Source organism: Haloarcula sp. CBA1129 (assembly GCF_008729015.1).
Taxonomy (GTDB): domain Archaea; phylum Halobacteriota; class Halobacteria; order Halobacteriales; family Haloarculaceae; genus Haloarcula.
In genome coordinates, this window is sequence record NZ_RKSM01000001.1 from 1,624,813 (window position 1) to 1,644,672 (window position 19,860).

The window sequence follows — 19,860 nt, forward strand, 5'->3', positions numbered from 1 at the left end:
CGCGAACCGACCCACGAGCGACCGGAGGTGACCTGTCATGATCGGAATCCTGAAATCAATGGCGACGACGATGAAACACGCCCTCGACGGGGAGACGTTCACGGTGGAGTACCCGGACGTCGCTCCCGAGGTGAGCCCCCGCTTCCGTGGCGTCCACAAGTGGAGCCAAGAGCGGTGTATCTGGTGTCGGCAGTGTGAGAACGTCTGCCCGAACAACACGATCCAGATCGTGATGGACGAGCAGCGCAACGGCGAGCAGTACAACCTCCACATCGGCCAGTGTATCTACTGCCGGCTGTGTGAGGAAGTCTGTCCGACCGACGCCATCCTGCTGACCCAGAACTTCGAGTTCACCGCGGACACGAAAGACGAGTTCGCCTACGACAAGGAACAGCTCAAGAACGTGCCGTGGTACAAGGACATTGACCCGCTTGAGTCACGCGAGCCCGACCGGGGCGCGTGGATCGGCGAGGGCGACGGCGAAGTGGATTACCAGTAACTCTTCTGGACGGCTTTCAACGATTCTCTGCCGGGACAAGCGTCGCGACTGTCCTGTGTTCGTGTTGATGTGACTCGCCGAAATGGCCGCCCGCTCAGTGAGACCTTCCACTCTCCCCCGAAGTAGCGCAACGGTCTCCACCACGAGAACCTCCCCAACCAGTGATAGGTGTTCGCCAACAGGCGGGAGTGGCCCGAAATATGGGGGTCATACCGGAAAACAGTGGCTTAGTGGCGAGACGAAAGAGGAATCTTCAAAGGGACGCCGCAAAGACTCTCCAAGTAAGATGGCACTGGCAGAGTCAATTGCGTTCGCGCTGTTCGCTATGGTAACGGTGAGCAGCGCTGCGGGCGTCGTGTTAGTCCGGGACGTCTGGCACTCGGCGCTGTTACTGGGCGTGTCACTCGTCAGCGTCGCAGTGTTCTACGTCATGAACCAGGCGGCGTTCGTCGCAACCATGCAGATCCTGGTATACGTCGGCGGCGTCCTTGTCCTCATCACCTTCGCGGTGATGCTGACCCGCGAGGACGAGTCGGTGATCGAGGTGACACCATGACTACAAAGCCCGAACTACAGACCGAGGGGAGTTTCGTCGCGGGACTAGCCGCTGTTGCCCTGTTTGTCGTCCTCGGGGCTGTGTTTATGGGTGTCTCGTTTCCCACGCCAGCAGGCTTCGGTGAGGGAGCGGCGATAACCAAGAGCCTCGGCGCGGCAATGTTCGATATCGCCCCGAGCGCGATTATGGACGAGGGTGAGACGGCTGTTCCCGGTGAAGGGTTCCTCGTCGCCTTCGAGGTCATCGACATCGTGCTGGTGGCCGCACTCGTCGGGGCCGTCATGCTCGCCCGACGGGAAGTCGCTGGCGAGTCAGTAACGCTCGGTGTCGAAACCACGGAAGACGACGACATGGCCGTTGCCGCTGACGGTGGTCCGGGAGGTGACGACTCGTGATTCCGGCTGAGACGTATCTCCTCCTGTCGGCGGCGATATTCTGTATCGGCCTGTTCGGCATCCTCACGCGACGGAATGCGCTTATATTCCTGATGTCCGTCGAGCTAATGCTGAACGCTGCGAACATCAACCTCGTCGCGTTCTCGCTGCAACACGGGAACCTCACCGGTCAGGTGTTCAGCCTGTTCACGATGGCACTCGCCGCCGCGGAGGTCGCCATCGGGATCGGTATCATCCTAGTCCTGTACCGCAACTTCTCAGACGTGGACGTGACGAAGGCGACGACGATGAGGTGGTAACAGATGGCTGCATTCACATACGCTCCGGCGATTGTCCTGCTGCCGTTCGTATCGTTCCTCGTCGCGCTGTTTGCCGGCGACCGCATGCCGAAAGGCGGCGCGCTCGCTGGCATCACCGCGACGGGTGGATCGCTCCTGCTGTCAATCTGGGTCGCGCTGACAGTGGCCGGCGGTGAGGTCCACAACGAGATACTGTATCAGTGGACCACGAGCGTCGAGTCACTCCAGCTCAATTTCGGACTCCTGTTGGATCCGCTGTCGGCGCTCATGCTGCTTATCGTCTGTCTCATCTCGTTCCTCGTTCACATCTTCTCGCTGGGTTATATGAACGACGAGGGCGAGACTGGCCTCCCGCGCTATTACGCCGGGCTCGGCCTGTTCACGGCGAGTATGCTCGGGTTCGTCGTCGCCAACAACCTCCTGATGGCGTTCATGTTCTTCGAGCTGGTGGGCCTGTGTTCGTACCTGCTCATCGGCTTCTGGTTCCGCGACGACGGGCCGCCGAGCGCCGCGAAGAAAGCATTCTTGGTCACCCGCTTCGGTGACTACTTCTTCCTCATCGGCGTCGTCGGCATCTTCGCCACCTTCGGGACCGGCCTGTTCGCCCCCATCACACAGGGTGGCGAAGTGGTCGCCGAGAGCTTCCCGATGCTTGCCGAACACGCTATCGTCGACGGTGAGGTTGCGGGCATCGCAATGCTTGAAACGGTCGGCATGGGGCCACAGCAATGGTTTACCGTGCTGGGTCTCCTCGTGCTGGGCGGCGTTGTCGGTAAGTCCGCGCAGTTCCCACTGCATACGTGGCTGCCCGACGCGATGGAAGGTCCGACGCCGGTCTCGGCACTGATTCACGCGGCGACGATGGTCGCAGCCGGTGTGTACCTCGTCGCGCGTATGTACGGTTTCTACGCCCTCTCGCCGACGGCGCTGGCCGTTATCGCCCTCATCGGCGGCTTCACCGCGCTGTTTGCGGCAACGATGGGGCTGGTCAAACAGGAAATCAAGCAGGTGCTCGCGTACTCCACTATCTCCCAGTACGGGTATATGATGCTCGCGCTGGGCTCGGGTGGCTACATCGCCGCGGTCTTCCACCTGACGACCCACGCCGTGTTCAAGGCGCTCCTGTTCCTCGGCGCGGGGTCGGTCATCATCGCCATGCACCACAACGAGAACATGTGGGACATGGGCGGTCTGAAACAGCGGATGCCGGTGACGTACTGGACGTTCCTCGCCGGCTCGCTCGCGCTGGCCGGCATCGTTCCGTTCGCTGGCTTCTGGTCGAAAGACGAGGTGCTGTACGAGGCGCTTATCCACGGCTTCGGCACTGAAGGCGGCCTCGGAACAGCCTACCTCATTGCGTACGCGATGGGGCTATTGGCCGTGTTCTTCACCGGCTTCTACACCTTCCGGATGGTGTATCTGACCTTCCACGGTGACGCGCGCTCGGACACCGCTCGTGATCCCGAACCGGTTCGCTGGAACGTTAAGGGCCCGCTGACGGTGCTTGGCATCCTCGCGACAACGATCGGGTTCATCAACATGGCCCCGGTCGCGAAGCTCACCGGCGCTCATATCGACTTCCTGCATAAGTGGCTGACTGGCCCCGATGAGGGTGGCTGGCCTGCGGCGCTCAACACTGGACTGCACCACTACGAAGGCCTCCTGCACGATGTTGCGCACGTCACGAAAGGCCACCCGCTCGGTGAGACGACGACGCTGCTCGCTTCCGCAGGTGTCTCGCTCGGGCTGGCCCTCGCCGGTGTGCTCGTCGCTCGGAGCCTCTATGCCGGTGCCGATCCGGTCGAGCATACGGACAAGCTTGGCGGTCTGAAGACGCTACTCATGCACAACTACTATCAGGACGAATATCAGGTGTGGCTCGCGACGGGTGTCACCTACCCGCTCGCCCGTGTGATGAACAAGTTCGACCAAGGTGTCGTCGACGGTGTCGTCAACGGCATCTCCAGCGTGAGCCTGTTCGGCGGCAGCCGCATCCGACGCATCCAGTCCGGCGTCGTCAGCAACTACGCGACGCTGCTGACGTTGGGGCTCGTGCTCTTGCTTGCCGCCTTCGGCGTCATGGGAGGGTGGTTCTAGATGTGGGTCGCTGCACTCTTGCTCGTGACCCTGCTCGGGACCGGCCTCGTGTTCCTCTCGCCTGACCGGTACGCCGGCAAGCTCGCCGCCGCCGTCAGTGCGGTGCCGGCGCTTGGCAGCATCTACATGTACTGGGTGTACCTCACGCAGTACGGTGGCACGGGTAACGCGTTGCTGTCACCCGCCGACATCGCCTTCGGCCAGCAGATCCCTTGGATCACGCTGGGTGAGCTTGAGGTGTCGTACTACGTCGGCCTCGATGGCATCAGTATGCCACTGCTCGCGCTGACGACGGTGCTGACGACGCTGGCCATCGTCTCGGCGTGGACGCCAATCGACGAGCGCCAGTCCCAGTTCTACGGGCTGATGCTGTTCATGGAAGTGAGCCTCATCGGCGTGTTCTCCGCGCTCGATTTCTTCCTCTGGTTCGTCTTCTGGGAGGGCGTCCTCATCCCGATGTACCTGCTCATCGGCGTGTGGGGCGGCCCGCGCCGGAAGTATGCCGCTATCAAGTTCTTCGTGTACACGAACGTGGCGTCGCTGGTCATGTTCGCGGGCCTGTTCGCGCTCGTGTTCAGCACTGACCTCACGTCGCTGTCCCTGCCCGCGATGGCCGAGGCGTTCCGCACCGCGAGCGGGTTGCCGACCATCGCCGGCGTGAACCTGATGACGATTTCGTTTATCCTGATGTTCTTCGGGTTCGCAGTGAAGGTGCCCGTCTTCCCGCTGCACACGTGGCTGCCAGACGCACACGTCGAGGCCCCGACGCCGGTGTCGGTCATGCTGGCCGGCGTCCTCCTGAAGATGGGGACCTACGCACTGCTGCGGTTCAACTTCACAATGCTCGCTGACACGGCGCGCCAGCTCGCGGTACCGCTGGCCATCATCGGCGTCGTCAGCGTCATCTACGGCGCGATGCTCGCGCTGGCACAGCGCGATCTCAAGCGCATCGTCGCCTACTCCTCGATCTCGTCGATGGGCTATGTCATCTTGGGCTTAGTTGCGTTCACGCCCTACGGCATGGGCGGGGCGACCTTCCAGATGATCGCCCACGGCCTCATCTCGGGGCTGATGTTCATGTGCGTCGGTGTCATCTACAACACGACCCACACGCGCATGGTCGGCGACATGTCCGGCCTCGCGGACCGCATGCCATGGACGGTCGGCATCTTCGTCGCCGCCGCCTTCGGCTACATGGGCCTGCCGCTGATGGCTGGCTTCGCCGGAGAGTACTTCATCTTCCAAGGGTCGTTCAACGCGCCGACGCTGGGCGGGGCCGCGCCGGTGCTCACGTCGCTGGCGATGTTCGGTATCGTCATCGTCGCCGGCTACCTGCTGTGGGCCATGCAGCGCACGCTGTTCGGAGCCTTCAGTCTGGAGACGGACTACGAGGTCAGCCCAGCCGCGTTCCACGATGTCGCGCCGCTGGCTGTGTTGCTCCTGCTGGTCATCGCACTCGGTGTCGCGCCGGATCTCTCCTTTGCCATGATACAGGACTCGATTTCACCGGTCCTCGAAATCGGAGGTGGTGCATAGATGGCCGCACTCCCTAACTGGATGGCGCTCGCCCCGGCACTTTCGCTGGGTATCGCCTCTCTAGTGTTGCTAGTAGCGGACTCAATTAACCCGGAGACGACGAACACGGGACTGCTAGCCGGTATCTCTGTGCTTGGCTCCCTGTTTTCCTTCGGGTTCGCTGGTTGGTTCATTACCGCCGGCACCGGAATGGCAAACAACACCGGCGTTGCGCTGTTCAACAGTCAACTCGTCGTCGACCAGATGGCGCTGTTCTTCATGGCCATCGTCGGCAGCGTCACAACGCTGGTTGTACTTGCGAGCTACGATTACGTCGCCGAACACAGCTACCAAGCTGAGTTCTTCTCACTGGTCCTGCTGTCTGCGACCGGGATGAGCCTCCTGAGCGCGGCCAACAGTCTGGCGACGGCCTTCGTCGCGCTCGAACTGGTTTCCCTGCCGTCCTATGCACTCGTCGCCTTCCTCAAGGAGAACAAAGGCAGCGTCGAGGCAGGATTGAAGTACTTCCTCATCGGTGCGGTGTCTTCGGCAGTGCTGGCCTATGGCATCTCACTGGTGTACGCCGCAACGGGTGTTCTCCGGTTCGACGGTGTCGCAACGGCTATTTCCAGTGGCACGGTCCAGACCATCGTCGACGGGGCGGTCCAAGCCCAGTCCGGCGAGCCCGCGGTGCCGATGTCGATTCTCGGCGTCGGGATCCTGATGATTATCGGCGGCGTCGCGTTCAAGACCGCGTCCGTGCCCTTCCACTTCTGGGCCCCCGAGGCGTACGAGGGCGCACCGGCACCGATCTCGGCGTTCCTCTCCTCGGCATCGAAGGCCGCTGGCTTCGTGCTGGCGTTCCGCGCCTTCGCTGTTGCCTTCCCAATCGGTGACCTGCTCGCCGCCGGCGGCGCGATCAACTGGGTGATGGCGTTCCAGATCCTCGCCATCGCGACGATGTTTATCGGAAACTTCGCCGCGGCGACCCAAGAGACGGTCAAACGGATGCTGGCCTACTCCAGTGTCGGCCACGCCGGCTATGTCCTCATCGGGCTCGCCGCCGTGTCCAGTTCCGGCGAGGGACTGAGCCTCAGTATGAGCGCCGGCATGTCCCACCTGCTCGTCTACGGCTTCATGAACACGGGCGCGTTCCTGTTCATCGCGCTCGCCGAGTACTGGGGCGTCGGCCGTCGCTTCGAGGACTACAACGGCCTCGGCAAGGAAGCGCCGGTCGCCTGCGCGGCGATGACGGTGTTCCTGTTCAGCCTCGCTGGCCTGCCGATCGGCGGCGGGTTCTTCTCGAAGTTCTACCTGTTCCAGGCGACACTCAACGTCAGCGCCTGGTCGCTGGCCGCCGCGCTTATCATCAACAGCGCGCTCAGCCTGTTCTACTACACTCGTGTCGTCAAGGCGATGTGGATCGAGGAACCGACCGGCAACCGCACCATCGAATCCTATCCGATGGGGCTGTACACCGCCGTTGTCGGTGCCGCTATCGTGACAGTGCTACTGCTTCCCGGCTTCAACCGCGTCTCCGAAATCGCATTCCAGGCCGCACAGTTGCTGTAGCGGTGGACTGACTCACCTGCTGTTTTCTCGCTCGCTCAAGAACAGTCCAGATACCGGCCTACGCCGACTCGTAAACGAACACGCCGCCACTTTCGCGTTTCTCAACGCGGTCCCTGACTTCGAGCACGTCCAGATGCCCGACAGCCTCACTCATCCCGGCGAAGTACTCCGTAGCCGGCAAGTCGCCGAACAGCGCTGTCATCACGTCGCTTGGCGTCGTCGCTCCGCCAGAGACGATGTCGGCGACTTCCGCGGTGCGCTGGTCGTGTTCCGCGAGGATGTCGTCGATCCGCTCCTGTGGTGACTCGACGGGCTCGCGGTGGCCGGTGAGAAACCGGTCGTGACCCTGCTCGCGGAGCCACCGGAGTGAGTCGTTGAACGCCGGCAGCACCTTCGGGCGCGTCCCGCTCTCGTCAGGCACCTGAAGGAACGGGTTGGGTGTGATATCGCCCAGTACGTTGTCGCCGACGACCGCTTCATGGCGACCCTGAAAGTCGTACGAGAAGATAATTTCGCCCGCAGAGTGACCCTGTACGGTATCGACGGTGAGCTCGGTATCATCGACAGTAACGATATCACCGGCTGTGAGCGTGCGGTTGGTGTCGACACTCTGGGCGTAGGGCAGAAACGCTTCCGGTAGCTGTGTAACCGTCTCGGCAGTCTCACGTGAGACGCCACACCGCTCGAAGAAATCCGCGAAATAGGACTGCTCGGTGTGCAGTTGCGCCGCGAAATCGCGCATGATGTCCGCCGCCGGTTCGCTGGCGAGGACGCGCGCCCCCCGCTCGGCAAACCGGTTCGCCATACCGAAATGGTCCGGATGCGGGTGTGTGACAAGCACCTGCTCGATGTCATCGGGAGACAGCTCGCGTGCTTCAAGTGTCTGGACCAGACGCGACCACGCTTCCTCGCTGTCGGGTCCCGGATCGACGATAGTTCGTCGTGTGATGTATGCATTGACTGGTCCGACCTGAAACGGCGTCGGAATCGACACCCGTGTGAACATAACTCCCCGTTGCAGGTGGTGGCGCAAAACAGTTCGTACCCGCACGACACGTTTATGACTGTGGGCGCTCGCCATCCCTCGATCAGTCGTGCGCTTCAGTGTTTTTCGGGCACAAGAGATATATCTGTCCTTCGCGTAGGGACAGATATGAACAGGCACTTCGAAGATGCCCGATATTACCTGAAACGCGCCGGCAAGACCGCCACCAAAGGCGTCAAGGAGGAACTCGAACCGGTCGAAGAGCGGTTCCGCGAACTCACTGGGAAGGAAGCAGAGCCAGAGCCCGGCCGACTAGAAGCCGTCAAAGCTGACCTGAAAGAACTGCAGGGGAAAGCCGAGGGCGAAGCAGAGGAAGCGATTGCCGACGCTCGCGAAAAAATCGGTGAGTACCGCGGCAAAAGCGAGACGGAAGCGTAGGCGGAAAGCAATTCTTAAGGGATGCGCTCGAATAGAACCGAGTGCACCGGGTTGGTGATCTAGTTCGGTTATGATACCTCCTTCACACGGAGGAAGTCGGCGGTTCGAATCCGCCCCAACCCATTTCTGATTTCTCGCAACGACGAGCGAAGCGAGAAGTCCGTGAAATCGAAATGAGCCGGCGGATTCGGACCCTGAAAGACGAGCGCAGCGAGTCTTTCTTCGGTGAGAGTCCGCCCCAACCCATTCCTCGCTTCACGAGCTTGAAGGACAACGTACACCGTCTGAGACAGTTCTCGTAGCGACGCCTAGTGACACGGATAAGCCCGTGAACCATACGGGGCCTACTTCTGTTCGATTGTCACAAATCTGCCAACAAACACTGTCAGCGACGTTGAACTGCGGATAGAGTTCAGGCGTATCCGACCGTTTTTACCGCTCGGTAAACAAAGAGATGCATGACCGAGAGCGACTCGCAGATGCCGGCTGACAGGCCGATATCCGGAGAGACGGTTCGCCACGGGACGGGCGTGAATTCGAACCGAGCGTTTCCGACGGACGGCTATCCGCACAACCTTGACCCGTTCGTCCTGTTCGAGCAGTTCTACATCGACCCCGAGAAGGGGTTCCCGATGCATCCCCACCGCGGGTTCGAGATAGTCTCGTACATGATCGAGGGCGGCATGGAACACGAGGATTCACTCGGCGTCACGAACACGGCATACGAATGCGATGTGATGCGAATTACGGCTGGGAGCGGGATACGTCACTCCGAGTTCCCTGCAGATGGGCGGGCCTGTACCGGGCTGCAGCTCTGGGTGAATCTGCCGCAGGCGGCGAAGGACGCTGACCCGGACTACGTCGACGCGACAGCTACTGAACTGCCGACAGAAGATCTGAACGGCGCGACAGTTACGACAGTTATCGGCGACGGGTCGCCGATAAGCCTCTATACGCCGATGGAGTATCTGGACGTGTCCGTGACCGACGCGTGGACGTGGTCGGTTCCGGAGGAGTGGTCCGGATTTCTCTACGGTGTTGACGGCGACGGGTCAGTCGGGGGACAGTCGTTCACTGCCGGTGATGTCCTACCGGTCACTGACGCCCAGTCAGTAACACTTCGGAGCAAGGAGTCGCTTCGTATCGTCGCCGTTTCGGGTCGTCCACACGGGGAGCCGATTCGACAGCGCGGACCGTACGTTCTGTAATTGGGTGGCAGTACCTGACTGGGGGCCATATGTGAGCGCCCAGCCGAGTTTTACCAGATGGTAAAACTCTTTTACTGGCAGCCCTTGCCGTGAGACATGGCAGATGTAGCAGTTGTCGGCGGTGGCCCCGCCGGACTGAGTGCGGCACAGTACGCAGCGAAAAACGACCTCGAAACGATTGTCTTCGACACGGACGAGTCGTGGATGCACAAGGCCCACCTGTTCAACTACCCCGGTGTGCGGAGCATCAGCGGCGATGAGTTCCTCACAATTGCTCGCGGCCAGACCCGCGACCGTGGCGCAACACTGCACGAGACAGAGGTCACGGATATCGAACAGACTGACGACGGCTTCGTCCTGACGACCGACGACGACGAGTACACCGCGGCGTACGTCGTCCTCGCGACTGGTGGCGACCGGAGCCTCGCTGCGGACCTTGGCTGTGCGTTCACCGATGAAGATGTCGTCGACGTGACCGTCGACATGGAAACGTCCGTCGAGAACGTGTACGCGACCGGTGCGATGGGTCGAGCGGAGAAGTGGCAGGCGGTCATCGCAGCCGGTGACGGCGCGGCCGCCGTCCTCGACATTCTCTCGAAGGAGAAAGGCGAGTACTACCACGACTTCGACATGCCGTCGGACGTACCGGAGCTCTAACGATGCGGACAGGATCTACGCCCACAATGAGCCACGATACTATTTCGAGTCGTACCGTTGAAAGCTACCGTGCAGCCCCGGTGGTGAGCGCCTGATGGCACCCGAACTCGACGTCGTGTTGCTCGTCGTCGGACGTGTCCTCTTCGGTGGCGTGCTCGCCTTCACCGGCCTGAGCCACTTCACGCAGACCGAGCAGATGGCCGGCTACGCCGAGTACAAGGGCCTTCCAGCGCCGAAGTTCTCCGTCCTCGCGTCCGGCGGCCTCCTCATCCTCGGTGGAATCGGCGTGACCGTGGGCATCTTCCCCGTCGTCGCGGCAGTCGCGCTCGCAGCGTTCCTGATCGTCTCGGCTGTTGCGATGCACGACTTCTGGGCCGTGCCGGACGAGGACCGACAGGACGAACTGAACAGTTTCCTGAAGAACGTGACGCTCGCGGGCGGTGCACTTGTCGTCGCGGCGTCTGCAACCGGAACGTGGGCGCTCAGCGTCGGTATCAGCCCCGTCTAGGCTGTCTTGTTACGGCCGTCCGTTACTGCGGCGGGTACAGCGAGTCGAGAATGAAGTCATCAACGGCACGCTTGGCTTCGGCAGGGGCGTCGTCGTGGCCGAGAGCGATTCGCCGACCTCGGGCCGCGTGAATTACGTCGGTGATGAGTTGGCCCATCAGGTCAGCATCGACATCGCGAAACGTGCCCTGCTCGATCCCGTCTTCGATGACCGTCGAGATGCTTTCGCGAAGGCGGTCGTAGTGCTCGTTGAACAGCGCTCGATGCTCGTCGTCGTTTTGCGCGTAGGCGTACAGTTCGTGGTACACCTTCATGCGGTCCCAGTGCGAGAAGTCGTCGAACTCCGGGCCGAACAGGCACCGGTCGATACGTACATCGAGCTCTGTTCGGGGGTCGGTCTCGTCGTCGACCTCGACACTGCCCTCGTACTGGTCGATAACGTACTCCAGAAACGAAGAGATCAGGTCGTACTTGCCGTCGAAATGATAGTGAATCACCTGCCGAGACATGTCCATCTCCTCGCCGATGTCCCGGACCCGCAAGTCCTTGTAGCCGTGCTTGCTCAGCGCCCGAAAGGTGGCCTCCATAATGACCTCACGGGTGTCTTGTGGCGTGCTCTGCCCGTCCGATTCACTCATGGCTACTGTCTTGGCATGGTGGACACATATCGGTTTCTCACTCCGCACCGGGGCCGGCGGGCCGCCATGCGGTGTGTCTCGGTGCCCGGCTGTGGCCGCGTCTCACTCACGCGCGCTCGACGAAGCGGGCGTCGGCGGAGGTGTGGTCGCGGTTGAACGACAACACCTTCGCCCGGACCACGTCTCCGACCGATACCGACGACGGCACGTCCTCGGTGAACAGGACAAACCCCTCGACTTTCCCGACAGCGACGCGGTCGCCTGAGTGGTGGTCGGTAAATTCAGTGATGCCGAACTCGTAGGTTTCGCCGAGTTCGACCGGCGGTTCGCGCTCCTGTGCGGCCTCGTGGGCGCGTTTCGATGCACTGCTCGATGAGCGGCGAGTAATCGCGAACGCCAGTACGAGGCCCACGGCGAGGGCGGCCCCGCCGGCGGCGAGCCAGATCGATTCCATACCAAGAGTTGCAGGACGAACGGATTAATAGCTTTCAGGGTCCGACAACTGTGCTTACAGCCCGAGGCGGTCCCGAAGGCCGCCACCGGAGTCCGAATCACCGTCATCGGCGTCCCATTCCGTCGGTAGCTCGGCCGCGAGCGATGTGACCTCGTCGTCGCTGTACCGCGAGTCTGTCGTCGCGTCGTCGAGCCAGTCCGCCCACTCCTCTGGGGTCATCTGACCTTCTGAATCGGCCTCCCACTGATCGACGAGCGCCTCCCGATCCTGAAACGGGATATCCATACCGCTGTCACCCCAGTACAGTGGGGAGAGCGCAAATTCGTGGGTGTCGCTCTCCAGCCAGACGAGTCGGTACGGATAGTCGTTGTAGCAGAACACGTCGTCCGGCGAGACGACATCCCCGTTGGGGAGTTCCAGAGTTCGGACCATTGCGCGACTGTAGGGGCTACCCACGTTTCAGCATTGTGCGTCGGTAGCACGACGGGATCAACCAGTTCAGCGCCGCTACACGAGCGGGTCACACAGCGCCCACTCGTCCGTCTCAGGGTCGAGGTTCGAGGGTTCCGCGCCACGGTCTGTCACAATGCCGGCATGGTAGTAGATCGCCTTCAGTTGGAAGACGGTGGGCGAGTGATAGACACTGCCGTCAGTGAGTTCCGAGCGGCGGAGCTCGCCGTCGCCGGTCAGTACGCGCTGGCGAACGGCTTCGTCGCCCCGGAGGAACAGTTCGACGGTGAACTCCGGGTGGAGCGCGTGGAGGTACTCGACGAACTCGACGAGCGACGGGGCGTCGTAGCCGTCCCGGTGGCAGGCGTAGAGGCCGTCGGTGAGCAGCTCCGTGGCCGGGTAGTCCGAGACGACGCGACGGACGAGCTGACCCCACCGTGGCGCGATGTCGATGAACCGCTTGCGGGAGCGTTGCCAGTCCTCGAACCGCCGGATTGCGGCGTCGAGGTCGCCGACCGTCCGGAGCGCGAAGCGGACAACTTCCCGACCCAGCGGTGTCAGCGTGAGCGAACCCTCGCCGATGTCGATCAGCTGCAGGAACTCCGCCCCGGCGATAGCGCCGTCGACGGCCCCGACGACGTGAGAGGCAAGCAGGTCCCGTGCGTCGCCGTCGTGATGGACGGCCAGCGGCACCGCGACGTAGTTCTTGGGATGGTTGAGCCCGAAGTTCTGGTCGGCGACGCCCTGAGCGCTGGCTTGGAACCGGATGGCCGACGCGGCGTCCATCGACCCGTGGCCGACCACACGTGGCTGTTCCAGAATGGAGACCGAGCCGTCGCGTTCGACGCCCAGCACGCCGACGTTGAGCTCTCGGGCCATCGTCCGCGCAGCGGTGGAGATGCCGCTTCGGGGTGCAGTCAGGAAGGCGACGTTCGCCTCGTTGAGCCGGTCATAGGCTTGTACGACGCCGCGCTCGGCGTCAACGGCACCGGTGCCGGTGTAGCCTTTCGCCTCGACGGCGATCAGCGGCGGCCGGTCCCCGAGCCGGTCAACGGACAACAGGTCCGTCGAGAGCGTCTGCACGCCGACGAGATCGGGATAGCCCGTTCCGACCTGCACGTGGTTGAACGGCGCGAGCGTCGCCTGTACCGACGCCTCGATGGGCGTATCGTCCAGCCAGCGCCGCTGTGCGAACTGCGTGTCCGCGACGACGTAGGCGTCTTCGCGCTCCGCGAACATCCGGTCTTTCGTCCGGGCGAGTACCTGTGGCTCGGAGAGCCCCGACGCCGCTGTGGCCATAGGCGGCGTTCACACAGGGCAGACATGAGTGTTCTGTCCCCGGACGAGCAGATCGAGGCTTCTGTTTTGGGTCGCGCCACCGGCGGTAGTGTTATTATCTGACACGATGTGGCGGGCATATGACAACACCACTGCCGGACAGCGTGCAGGACTGGTTCTGGGCCCGGCATTCGAACCCCAAGAGCGGCTGGTCGCGGGTGCCGACCGGGGCAGTCATCGTGTACGCGGTGTATCAGCGTCGCTGGCGGCTCCTGACGGCTTCCCTCCTGTGGACGGTTATCAACCCAATTCTGTTCGCGCCGCCGGACACCGAGGATGCTTGGATGACTCGCGCCGTGTTAGCAGAGCGGTGGTGGCTCAGGCAGCAGGAGAACGGAACGATGGGACTCGACCGTCCGAACGCCTACAACACCGGCGGCGCACTAGCATCGGTCGTCGCACTGTACGCTGCTTGGCGTCGCCGGCCAGCCATCGCGACGGCCGGCACACTGGCGATGGTCGGACTGAAGCTCTGGTGGCTCAGGGAAATAGTTCAGCGGTACGACGCGAGCGGCTCGGAGTGACCGGCGATTGCGGAGCCGGTCGCCAGTCCGTTCGTGAGTGCGAGACTCCGTCCACGGCCGAACACAAAAGAGGGAATGTCTCTCTCAGTTGTCAGTACTCGTGGAGGGGCTGCTGGCGGATTTTAGCCCGTAGCTCCCCGATAGAGGGGTCGCCCTCGCCGCCAAACTGCTGTGTCACGGAGTGGACCTCCTCGCGGGAGATCTTGACGTTCCCCTGTTCGATAACGTCGGCGGGCCGCTCGCGGAGTTCACGAATCGTCCCGACGGCCAGCAGGAACGGAATCGCCCACGCGGAGAGTGTGTTGCCGCGGGTCTCCGGCATTGCTTCGAGCCACGCTTGCGCGTCGTCGAGGTAGCCCTCCGCCCGCTCGGTGACCTGCTCGATGACGGGGACCAGCGAGTCGACGTTGTCGGTATCACTCACGTCGCTGTGGTCGAGCCCCTGCTCGTGGAGCAGTTCCAGCGGGAGATAGACGTTGTTCTCCTCTTCCATGTCCGTCGCGGCGTCCTTGGCGACGTTGACGAGTTGGAGCAGCAGGGCAAACGAGCGGGCGTTTTCCTCCATCTGGGCGATCTGCTCGTCGGTGGCTTCGTGCGAGACCAGCCCGGTCACCAGCGTGCCGACGGTGCCGGCGGCGTACCAGCAGTACTCTTCGAGTTCGTCGAGCGTCTTGATTCGCAGGCCGCCGGCATCGGCGTAGCGGTCGACGAACATCGCCATCCCGTCGACGAGTTCCCGGACCGGCCCGCGGATGGTCTGTGTGGAGTGGTCATCGAGCGTGTGAAACACGTCGACGATGCGCCCCGCGTTCTCGACGACTTCCCAGTCCGCGTTCGTCGTCGTGGGAATCCACTCTTCGACGGCGTCGTGGAACGATGAGACAGTTGTCGCGCTAGATGGTTCGAGCGAGCGGCTGTACGTCTGCAGGAGTTCGGTCTGTACCGCTGGAGGGAGGTGACCAGCGTCCTCGATCGTGTCAGCCACACGGCAGAGAAGATAGCCCAGACAGATGTCCCGGGCCATCGGTTCGTTGAGTTCCGAAATTGTGAGACTAAACGTCCGCGACACACGATGGACGGCATCGTAGCACCACTCGATGTCTTCCGAAGACGACCGGTCTGTGTGGTTCTGAGACATTCCCGACATCCGGGGTAGGGCATACGATGATAAAAATGGGACGGCTACGGCGTCAGTTCTGTACCGGTCACGGTCCCATATTCCGACAGACTCACCAGTATCCGACTCTAACTAGATGTATGAACGGCACGGCGACGGGGAGGCTGCAACCGTGAACAGTCAGGACACAGTGGTGTTGACGCTGACGGTCGTCGCTGCAATCATCCTTCCGGGCCTCGCAAACTGGGGGTTCAGTACGCTCGGTTACCCTTGGGTCGGGAGCACGGTCTGGGCGCTGGGGTACGGTCTCGGCGTCGTCTTCATCTGGTACGAGTGGGTTCGGCCGCTCGATATCACCGGACCTGAGGGTGTCAGCCGAAGCGAGGACTCAAGCGACTAACGCGCTGTTTTCCCTTGACTGCCAGCTAGCAGTTTTCTCTGCCAGTCCTCTCCCGGGAACATACGTATTGCATATATTTCATACAACACCCGTAGTACCCTCCTGACAAGCTTTATAGCCGTGGTCGGCCCAATGTGAGTTATGACAACTGAAGGGCTCGGCGAGGGCAGCCCCGGAACGGGGGCCCGCGCCGGTTGGACACGCGAGCAGGCGGAGCGGATCAAGCGGACCGGCGACACCGTCGCTCCCATCGTCTACCCGCCCGCGACCGAACAGATCCCGGAGGTTCACATCTGGGACACTTGGTTTCTCCGCAACCGCGACGGCACGCTGGCGACGGTCGACGGCTACCGGGTCTGTTTCTCTCTGACCGCTCCGTCGGACCTGCTCCCGGGCAAGCGCCACGACGTGGCGACTATCCGCTGTTTCTACTCCGAGGACGGCCGCAACTGGCACAACGCCGGCCCGGTGTTCGAGGACGCCCTTGGCCAGCGCCAGTGGGCCGGGTCCGCACTGTACGACGACGGCAGCATCTATCTGTTCTACACCGCGGCCGGCGAGGAGGGGGCCGACGACCTGACCTACACACAGCGAATCGTCGGGGCCGGCGGCGGCAGCATCGACACGGCCGACGGGTTCGCTCTCTCGGGGCCGTGGACCCATCACGAACTGCTGACGCCGGACGGCGAGCGCTACGAGCGTGAAGATCAGTCCCGCGAAATGATATACACCTTCCGCGACCCGTGGTTCTTCGAGGACCCCGAGACGGGCGAGACGTGGCTCCTGTTCGAGGCGAATACGCCGGTACCCGAAGGGAGCGACGTCTGTGGCGGCGACGGCGCATTGCAGGAGTTCAACGGCAGCGTGGGCATCGCCCGCTCGCCGACGGGCGACCCGCTGGCGTGGGAGCTCGAAGACCCGCTGCTTGACGCCGTCGGCGTCAATCAGGAACTCGAACGGCCCCATATCGTGTACCGCGACGGGCTGTACTACCTGTTTATTTCCAGCCATCTCCACACGTTCGCGCCGGGGCTGGAGGGCTTCGACGCGCTGTACGGCTTCGTCGCCGAGGACCTCCGGGGCGACTACGTCCCGCTGAACGAGTCCGGCCTCGTCGCCACGAACCCCGCGAACGCGCCGTTCCAGTCGTACTCGTGGATGGCGTTTCCCCACGACGACGAGGTGCTGGTCCAGAGTTTCTTCAACTACTACGACTTCGACGGCGAGACGCTGGACGAAATCGCCCATCTGTCTGAGTCCGAGCAGATGCGCCGGTTCGGCGGCTCGCTCGGCCCGACGCTTCGGCTCGATGTCGAAGGGAGCCGGACACAGATCACTGGGACGCTCGGGCACTGGCACATCCCACTGGACGGCGAGACGCTCCCGCCGACGGACCGTGAACTGATCCGGCGCGGGAAAAGCAACGTTTCCGGCTCCAGCAACTACGGCGCGCGAACCGGGACGCAATCGGAGTAAGAGGTACTGAGACGACCTTTTCGCGGGAATACAGCCACTTACCAGACGGAATCGAGTTCCCAAACGTCCAGCGACGCGATGGTCGCGCGCCCGCCGTCGGCGGACAGCGAGATGCCGGTCGCGTCGTCGCGGGTCGGATACACGCGGCTGGTCAGACAGTGCCGTTCGTTTGCGAACACCTCGACGACGGAACCGTCAACGAAAACACGTAGTGACAGCGGTGCGTCGTACGGCCGGACCCGCATTGACTGGGTATCGCCGGTCGCTTGCGGGTCGGTACTCGACGCCGACCGGTCAACGGCGATTTCGCTCTCGTAGGAGTACCGGATGGGCGTCCGCTCCTCGCCGTCCGGCGATTCGAGGACGGACAGCTCGACGGCTTCGGCGTCTTCTAGCCGAACCGTGGCACGGAGCTCGAACGACCGGCTCTCGACCGGCAACTGCTCGGTGTCGCCCGCGTCGAGGCGCACCACGTCGTAGCTTGTGTTCTCGCCCCGTAGCTCGGTGAGTTCGGGGGCCGGTCGCTGACAGAGGCCGCCGTCGTCGGCCAGCGACAGCTCCCGCGGGAGCGACATCGCGCCGGACCAGCCGGCGTCCCACTGCCCACTCACGTCGCGGGCCTCGGGGAGCCAGCCCCAAGTCAGGATGCGACCGTCATCGGTCCACATCGACTGTGGGGCGTAGAAGTCGCCGTGGTCGAGCTTGTCGCGGCGGTCCACGTCGAATTCGCCGTCCTCGTAGGTGCCGAGGAAGTACACGACGTCCTCGTAGTTCGAGATGTGGAGGAGCTGTCTGTCGCCGAAATCGAGCAGTTCCGGGCATTCCCAAACGGTCCCGGCGGTGTCGCGGTCGCCGGCGAGGATTGGACCCTGATACTCCCAGTCCCGGAGGTCCGACGACTCGTACAAAAGCGCCGCCCCGCCGCCGCCCTCCATCCCGGCCCCGATGAGCTGGTACCATGTCCCGTCCTCGCGCCAGACGCAGTGGTCCCGGAACTCCCCTTCCCAGTCCTCGGTCCTGAGTACCTCCGGCTCGGCCGGGAGCTCCTCGATGATGGGGTTATCCGGGTCCTTGTCCCAAGCCGTGAGGTCGTCGTCCGTGGCGGTGGCGATACAGGGGAGCTGGCGCTTGTCACGACCGCCAGTGTACAGTACGGTTGGGACGCCGCCGTCGTCAACCGCACAGCCGGACCAGCAGCCGTCCCGGTCCGGGCCGTCGGGCGTGGGCGTGAGCGCGACCGGGCGGTCCTCCCAGTTGACGAGGTCATCGCTGACAGCATGGCCCCAGTGAATCGTGTTGTGGAACGGGCCGGCCGGGTTGTACTGGTAGAACAGGTGATAGCGGCCGTTCCAGTGGATGAGCCCGTTCGGGTCGTTGAGCCAGTTCGCCGGGGGCGTCACGTGGTAGGACGGGCGACACGGGTCGTCGCCGAGTCGGTCGCGTAGCTGCCCGAACGTGTCGGCGTCCTTCGGGCGGCCGGTCAGCGGATGCCGCTCGTCCGTCGCTAAGTACGCCAGCGCGTTCTCGACGAGTGTCTCGCGGTTGCCCTGACACACGTCGTGGGTCGGCTGTGCGAACGCCACCGACGAGCCGATGCCGAGCACCTGCCCGTCTCCGGGCTCCCAAGAGAGAATCGCCATCTGCTTGACCACGTCGGTGTCGCCCCGGACTGTGCTCGCGAGCACGTCCCCGGACTGAGGCGCGATGGACTCGTATCTCGCATAGGGTATGGTCACGCCGGGGCCCCGCGTGTGAACGCGCAGCGTGTCGTAGTCCGCGTGAATCGGGTGGTCGGCATAGAGGGCCTGCCAGAGATGGCCGGTCGGCTCGGGAGTCTTCTCCCAGCCGGTGGCGTCGGGCGCGACTGTCTCGAAGCCGAGCGGCTCGACGGCCGAGAGCGCGCTCAGTGTCAGCAGGAACGACCCGCCATCGCGGACGTACGCGGCCAGCGCCGGCGCGTCGACCAGCGCGCGCTCGTCGAACAACTCGTCCCGGTGCCACCAGAGGACATCGTACTCGGTGGGTTCGACAGCAGAGAGCGCGCATCGCTCCGCGTTGTCGACTGTCTCCTGACACCAATCGTACGCCGCCGCCTGCTCGTCCGTACAGGAACCAGCGTAGAGACAGCCAATGCGTGGCGAATCTACCATTGCTCCGTTATCCCCGCCTGAAATATAAAAACATTCGGCAAGCGATTTTGCTCGAATATGCATGCTCTTGTGCATTCCGGCGTTGCTGTGGGCAGCAAACCGTCCAGCGGCCCATCGTCGGCCGCCACCGGAGCGTCAGCAAGAGTCAGTGACGGTGGAGAGAGAGACAGCAAGGACGCAGTCAATAGCTAGAGCGATGGCTGAAAAGGGTAGACTATCGGTGAAAAGCAGGCGGGACCGGTCAGTGAACCCGGGCGTTGCGGGCCTCGGCCTTCCAGTCGATGACGGTTTCGTGACAACTGGGACAGACGAACTCAGTGAGTTTTGTCGTCTGATCGTTGTATGACATCCGCGTGCCACAGTTGGTGCAATCCATTATAATTGTATATATTCCACTAAAGGATATAAATTTTCTCCTGACCATAGTCGGTCTGGGCGGAAGACAGGCTGTAACAGCTATCTAGTGGCAGTACATCTCATGAGGAGTGGTAAACAGTCTCAATCAGTAACACGAGCGGACAGTTCACCGCAGGGGTAGAACGGGGATGGGTGAGGATACAGTCGTACTAGCCCGTTCCGCGTCCG

General features: G+C 62.7%; 22 protein-coding genes and 1 tRNA gene. 15 read left to right on the forward strand and 8 right to left on the reverse strand.

The features are described 5' to 3' along the window. The first annotated feature begins 37 nt into the window (after positions 1-37). The 7 genes from Har1129_RS08070 (at position 38) to Har1129_RS08100 (ending at position 6,933) form a co-directional block, all read left to right on the forward strand. A complete protein-coding gene (locus Har1129_RS08070; protein WP_004518194.1) occupies positions 38-499 on the forward strand; it encodes an NADH-quinone oxidoreductase subunit I in 462 nt (153 codons plus the stop codon). A gap of 286 nt (positions 500-785) precedes the next feature. Further along, complete coding sequence (locus tag Har1129_RS08075) at positions 786-1,055, forward strand: NADH-quinone oxidoreductase subunit J (protein WP_151100193.1); 270 nt, start codon at positions 786-788, stop codon at positions 1,053-1,055. Next, on the forward strand, positions 1,052-1,450 hold the full coding sequence (locus Har1129_RS08080; RefSeq protein ID WP_151100194.1) for a proton-conducting membrane transporter: 399 nt from the start codon (positions 1,052-1,054) through the stop codon (positions 1,448-1,450). The genes Har1129_RS08075 and Har1129_RS08080 overlap by 4 nt, the downstream gene beginning before the upstream one ends. Beyond that, complete coding sequence (gene nuoK / locus Har1129_RS08085) at positions 1,447-1,749, forward strand: NADH-quinone oxidoreductase subunit NuoK (protein WP_151100195.1); 303 nt, start codon at positions 1,447-1,449, stop codon at positions 1,747-1,749. The genes Har1129_RS08080 and nuoK overlap by 4 nt, the downstream gene beginning before the upstream one ends. A gap of 3 nt (positions 1,750-1,752) precedes the next feature. Then, complete coding sequence (nuoL, locus tag Har1129_RS08090; protein WP_151100196.1) at positions 1,753-3,846, forward strand: NADH-quinone oxidoreductase subunit L; 2,094 nt, start codon at positions 1,753-1,755, stop codon at positions 3,844-3,846. Further along, a complete protein-coding gene (locus Har1129_RS08095; protein WP_146417130.1) occupies positions 3,847-5,382 on the forward strand; it encodes a NuoM family protein in 1,536 nt (511 codons plus the stop codon). After that, on the forward strand, positions 5,383-6,933 hold the full coding sequence (locus Har1129_RS08100; protein ID WP_151100197.1) for an NADH-quinone oxidoreductase subunit N: 1,551 nt from the start codon (positions 5,383-5,385) through the stop codon (positions 6,931-6,933). It abuts the gene before it with no gap. 58 nt (positions 6,934-6,991) lie between these two features. Here the strand turns inward: Har1129_RS08100 and Har1129_RS08105 are convergent, their stop codons facing one another. Beyond that, on the reverse strand, positions 6,992-7,939 hold the full coding sequence (locus Har1129_RS08105; protein ID WP_151100198.1) for an MBL fold metallo-hydrolase: 948 nt from the start codon (positions 7,937-7,939) through the stop codon (positions 6,992-6,994). Between the two features lie 147 nt (positions 7,940-8,086). Here Har1129_RS08105 and Har1129_RS08110 point away from each other — a divergent pair, with 147 nt between their 5' ends. The 5 genes from Har1129_RS08110 to Har1129_RS08130 all read left to right on the forward strand — a co-directional run bounded on the left by Har1129_RS08110 (position 8,087) and on the right by Har1129_RS08130 (position 10,729). Further along, on the forward strand, positions 8,087-8,356 hold the full coding sequence (locus Har1129_RS08110; protein ID WP_151100199.1) for a hypothetical protein: 270 nt from the start codon (positions 8,087-8,089) through the stop codon (positions 8,354-8,356). Positions 8,357-8,404: 48 nt separating this feature from the next. Further along, positions 8,405-8,479: transfer RNA gene (locus tag Har1129_RS08115), tRNA-Val, on the forward strand. Between the two features lie 335 nt (positions 8,480-8,814). Further along, positions 8,815-9,564 (forward strand): pirin family protein, encoded by a 750-nt coding sequence (locus Har1129_RS08120; RefSeq protein WP_151100200.1) that lies wholly within the window; start codon positions 8,815-8,817, stop codon positions 9,562-9,564. 96 nt (positions 9,565-9,660) lie between these two features. Then, the gene (locus Har1129_RS08125; protein WP_151100201.1) at positions 9,661-10,221 is read left to right on the forward strand and encodes an NAD(P)/FAD-dependent oxidoreductase; all 561 of its coding nucleotides are present in this window, start codon (positions 9,661-9,663) and stop codon (positions 10,219-10,221) included. 94 nt (positions 10,222-10,315) lie between these two features. Next, positions 10,316-10,729, forward strand: coding sequence for a DoxX family membrane protein (locus tag Har1129_RS08130; protein WP_151100202.1), 414 nt, complete (start codon positions 10,316-10,318; stop codon positions 10,727-10,729). Positions 10,730-10,751: 22 nt separating this feature from the next. Here Har1129_RS08130 and Har1129_RS08135 read toward each other — a convergent pair whose 3' ends face one another. From Har1129_RS08135 to Har1129_RS08150, 4 genes are all read right to left on the reverse strand, one after another. Continuing rightward, positions 10,752-11,366 carry a TetR/AcrR family transcriptional regulator gene (locus Har1129_RS08135; protein ID WP_151100203.1) on the reverse strand — a complete coding sequence of 205 codons (615 nt, stop codon included), beginning with the start codon at positions 11,364-11,366 and terminating at the stop codon, positions 10,752-10,754. Between the two features lie 106 nt (positions 11,367-11,472). Further along, positions 11,473-11,820, reverse strand: a complete 348-nt coding sequence (locus tag Har1129_RS08140) for a TRAM domain-containing protein (protein WP_151100204.1) — start codon at positions 11,818-11,820, stop codon at positions 11,473-11,475. Between the two features lie 54 nt (positions 11,821-11,874). Continuing rightward, positions 11,875-12,252 (reverse strand): hypothetical protein, encoded by a 378-nt coding sequence (locus Har1129_RS08145; protein ID WP_151100205.1) that lies wholly within the window; start codon positions 12,250-12,252, stop codon positions 11,875-11,877. 75 nt (positions 12,253-12,327) lie between these two features. Continuing rightward, positions 12,328-13,569 carry a hypothetical protein gene (locus Har1129_RS08150; protein ID WP_151100206.1) on the reverse strand — a complete coding sequence of 414 codons (1,242 nt, stop codon included), beginning with the start codon at positions 13,567-13,569 and terminating at the stop codon, positions 12,328-12,330. A 119-nt stretch (positions 13,570-13,688) separates the two neighbouring features. Here Har1129_RS08150 and Har1129_RS08155 point away from each other — a divergent pair, with 119 nt between their 5' ends. Next, on the forward strand, positions 13,689-14,132 hold the full coding sequence (locus Har1129_RS08155) for a DUF6653 family protein (protein ID WP_151100207.1): 444 nt from the start codon (positions 13,689-13,691) through the stop codon (positions 14,130-14,132). A 91-nt stretch (positions 14,133-14,223) separates the two neighbouring features. Here the strand turns inward: Har1129_RS08155 and Har1129_RS08160 are convergent, their stop codons facing one another. After that, complete coding sequence (locus tag Har1129_RS08160) at positions 14,224-15,270, reverse strand: phytoene/squalene synthase family protein (RefSeq protein ID WP_191906117.1); 1,047 nt, start codon at positions 15,268-15,270, stop codon at positions 14,224-14,226. A gap of 115 nt (positions 15,271-15,385) precedes the next feature. On the opposite strand from Har1129_RS08160, the gene Har1129_RS08165 reads away from it, so the two are divergent. Together Har1129_RS08165 and Har1129_RS08170 are read left to right on the forward strand one after the other, a co-directional pair. Next, positions 15,386-15,649, forward strand: a complete 264-nt coding sequence (locus tag Har1129_RS08165; RefSeq protein WP_225307782.1) for a hypothetical protein — start codon at positions 15,386-15,388, stop codon at positions 15,647-15,649. Between the two features lie 141 nt (positions 15,650-15,790). Further along, positions 15,791-17,125, forward strand: a complete 1,335-nt coding sequence (locus tag Har1129_RS08170) for a glycoside hydrolase family 68 protein (protein WP_151100209.1) — start codon at positions 15,791-15,793, stop codon at positions 17,123-17,125. 38 nt (positions 17,126-17,163) lie between these two features. Here Har1129_RS08170 and Har1129_RS08175 read toward each other — a convergent pair whose 3' ends face one another. Both Har1129_RS08175 and Har1129_RS21170 read right to left on the reverse strand, forming a co-directional pair. Next, positions 17,164-19,275, reverse strand: a complete 2,112-nt coding sequence (locus tag Har1129_RS08175; RefSeq protein WP_151100210.1) for a GH32 C-terminal domain-containing protein — start codon at positions 19,273-19,275, stop codon at positions 17,164-17,166. 241 nt (positions 19,276-19,516) lie between these two features. After that, positions 19,517-19,651 carry a hypothetical protein gene (locus Har1129_RS21170; RefSeq protein WP_023843340.1) on the reverse strand — a complete coding sequence of 45 codons (135 nt, stop codon included), beginning with the start codon at positions 19,649-19,651 and terminating at the stop codon, positions 19,517-19,519. Positions 19,652-19,860 lie beyond the last annotated feature (209 nt).

Bases quoted from the DNA above. Each gene is read 5' to 3' on its own strand.
- Har1129_RS08070 (WP_004518194.1), top strand. From the start codon at position 38: ATGATCGGAATCCTGAAATCAATGGCGACGACGATGAAACACGCCCTC.
- Har1129_RS08075 (WP_151100193.1), top strand. From the start codon at position 786: ATGGCACTGGCAGAGTCAATTGCGTTCGCGCTGTTCGCTATGGTAACG.
- Har1129_RS08080 (WP_151100194.1), top strand. From the start codon at position 1,052: ATGACTACAAAGCCCGAACTACAGACCGAGGGGAGTTTCGTCGCGGGA.
- nuoL (WP_151100196.1), top strand. From the start codon at position 1,753: ATGGCTGCATTCACATACGCTCCGGCGATTGTCCTGCTGCCGTTCGTA.
- Har1129_RS08095 (WP_146417130.1), top strand. From the start codon at position 3,847: ATGTGGGTCGCTGCACTCTTGCTCGTGACCCTGCTCGGGACCGGCCTC.
- Har1129_RS08100 (WP_151100197.1), top strand. From the start codon at position 5,383: ATGGCCGCACTCCCTAACTGGATGGCGCTCGCCCCGGCACTTTCGCTG.
- Har1129_RS08105 (WP_151100198.1), bottom strand. From the start codon at position 7,939: ATGTTCACACGGGTGTCGATTCCGACGCCGTTTCAGGTCGGACCAGTC.
- Har1129_RS08110 (WP_151100199.1), top strand. From the start codon at position 8,087: ATGAACAGGCACTTCGAAGATGCCCGATATTACCTGAAACGCGCCGGC.
- Har1129_RS08120 (WP_151100200.1), top strand. From the start codon at position 8,815: ATGACCGAGAGCGACTCGCAGATGCCGGCTGACAGGCCGATATCCGGA.
- Har1129_RS08125 (WP_151100201.1), top strand. From the start codon at position 9,661: ATGGCAGATGTAGCAGTTGTCGGCGGTGGCCCCGCCGGACTGAGTGCG.
- Har1129_RS08130 (WP_151100202.1), top strand. From the start codon at position 10,316: ATGGCACCCGAACTCGACGTCGTGTTGCTCGTCGTCGGACGTGTCCTC.
- Har1129_RS08135 (WP_151100203.1), bottom strand. From the start codon at position 11,366: ATGAGTGAATCGGACGGGCAGAGCACGCCACAAGACACCCGTGAGGTC.
- Har1129_RS08140 (WP_151100204.1), bottom strand. From the start codon at position 11,820: ATGGAATCGATCTGGCTCGCCGCCGGCGGGGCCGCCCTCGCCGTGGGC.
- Har1129_RS08145 (WP_151100205.1), bottom strand. From the start codon at position 12,252: ATGGTCCGAACTCTGGAACTCCCCAACGGGGATGTCGTCTCGCCGGAC.
- Har1129_RS08150 (WP_151100206.1), bottom strand. From the start codon at position 13,569: ATGGCCACAGCGGCGTCGGGGCTCTCCGAGCCACAGGTACTCGCCCGG.
- Har1129_RS08155 (WP_151100207.1), top strand. From the start codon at position 13,689: ATGACAACACCACTGCCGGACAGCGTGCAGGACTGGTTCTGGGCCCGG.
- Har1129_RS08160 (WP_191906117.1), bottom strand. From the start codon at position 15,270: ATGTCTCAGAACCACACAGACCGGTCGTCTTCGGAAGACATCGAGTGG.
- Har1129_RS08165 (WP_225307782.1), top strand. From the start codon at position 15,386: ATGTATGAACGGCACGGCGACGGGGAGGCTGCAACCGTGAACAGTCAG.
- Har1129_RS08170 (WP_151100209.1), top strand. From the start codon at position 15,791: ATGACAACTGAAGGGCTCGGCGAGGGCAGCCCCGGAACGGGGGCCCGC.
- Har1129_RS08175 (WP_151100210.1), bottom strand. From the start codon at position 19,275: ATGGTAGATTCGCCACGCATTGGCTGTCTCTACGCTGGTTCCTGTACG.
- Har1129_RS21170 (WP_023843340.1), bottom strand. From the start codon at position 19,651: ATGGATTGCACCAACTGTGGCACGCGGATGTCATACAACGATCAGACG.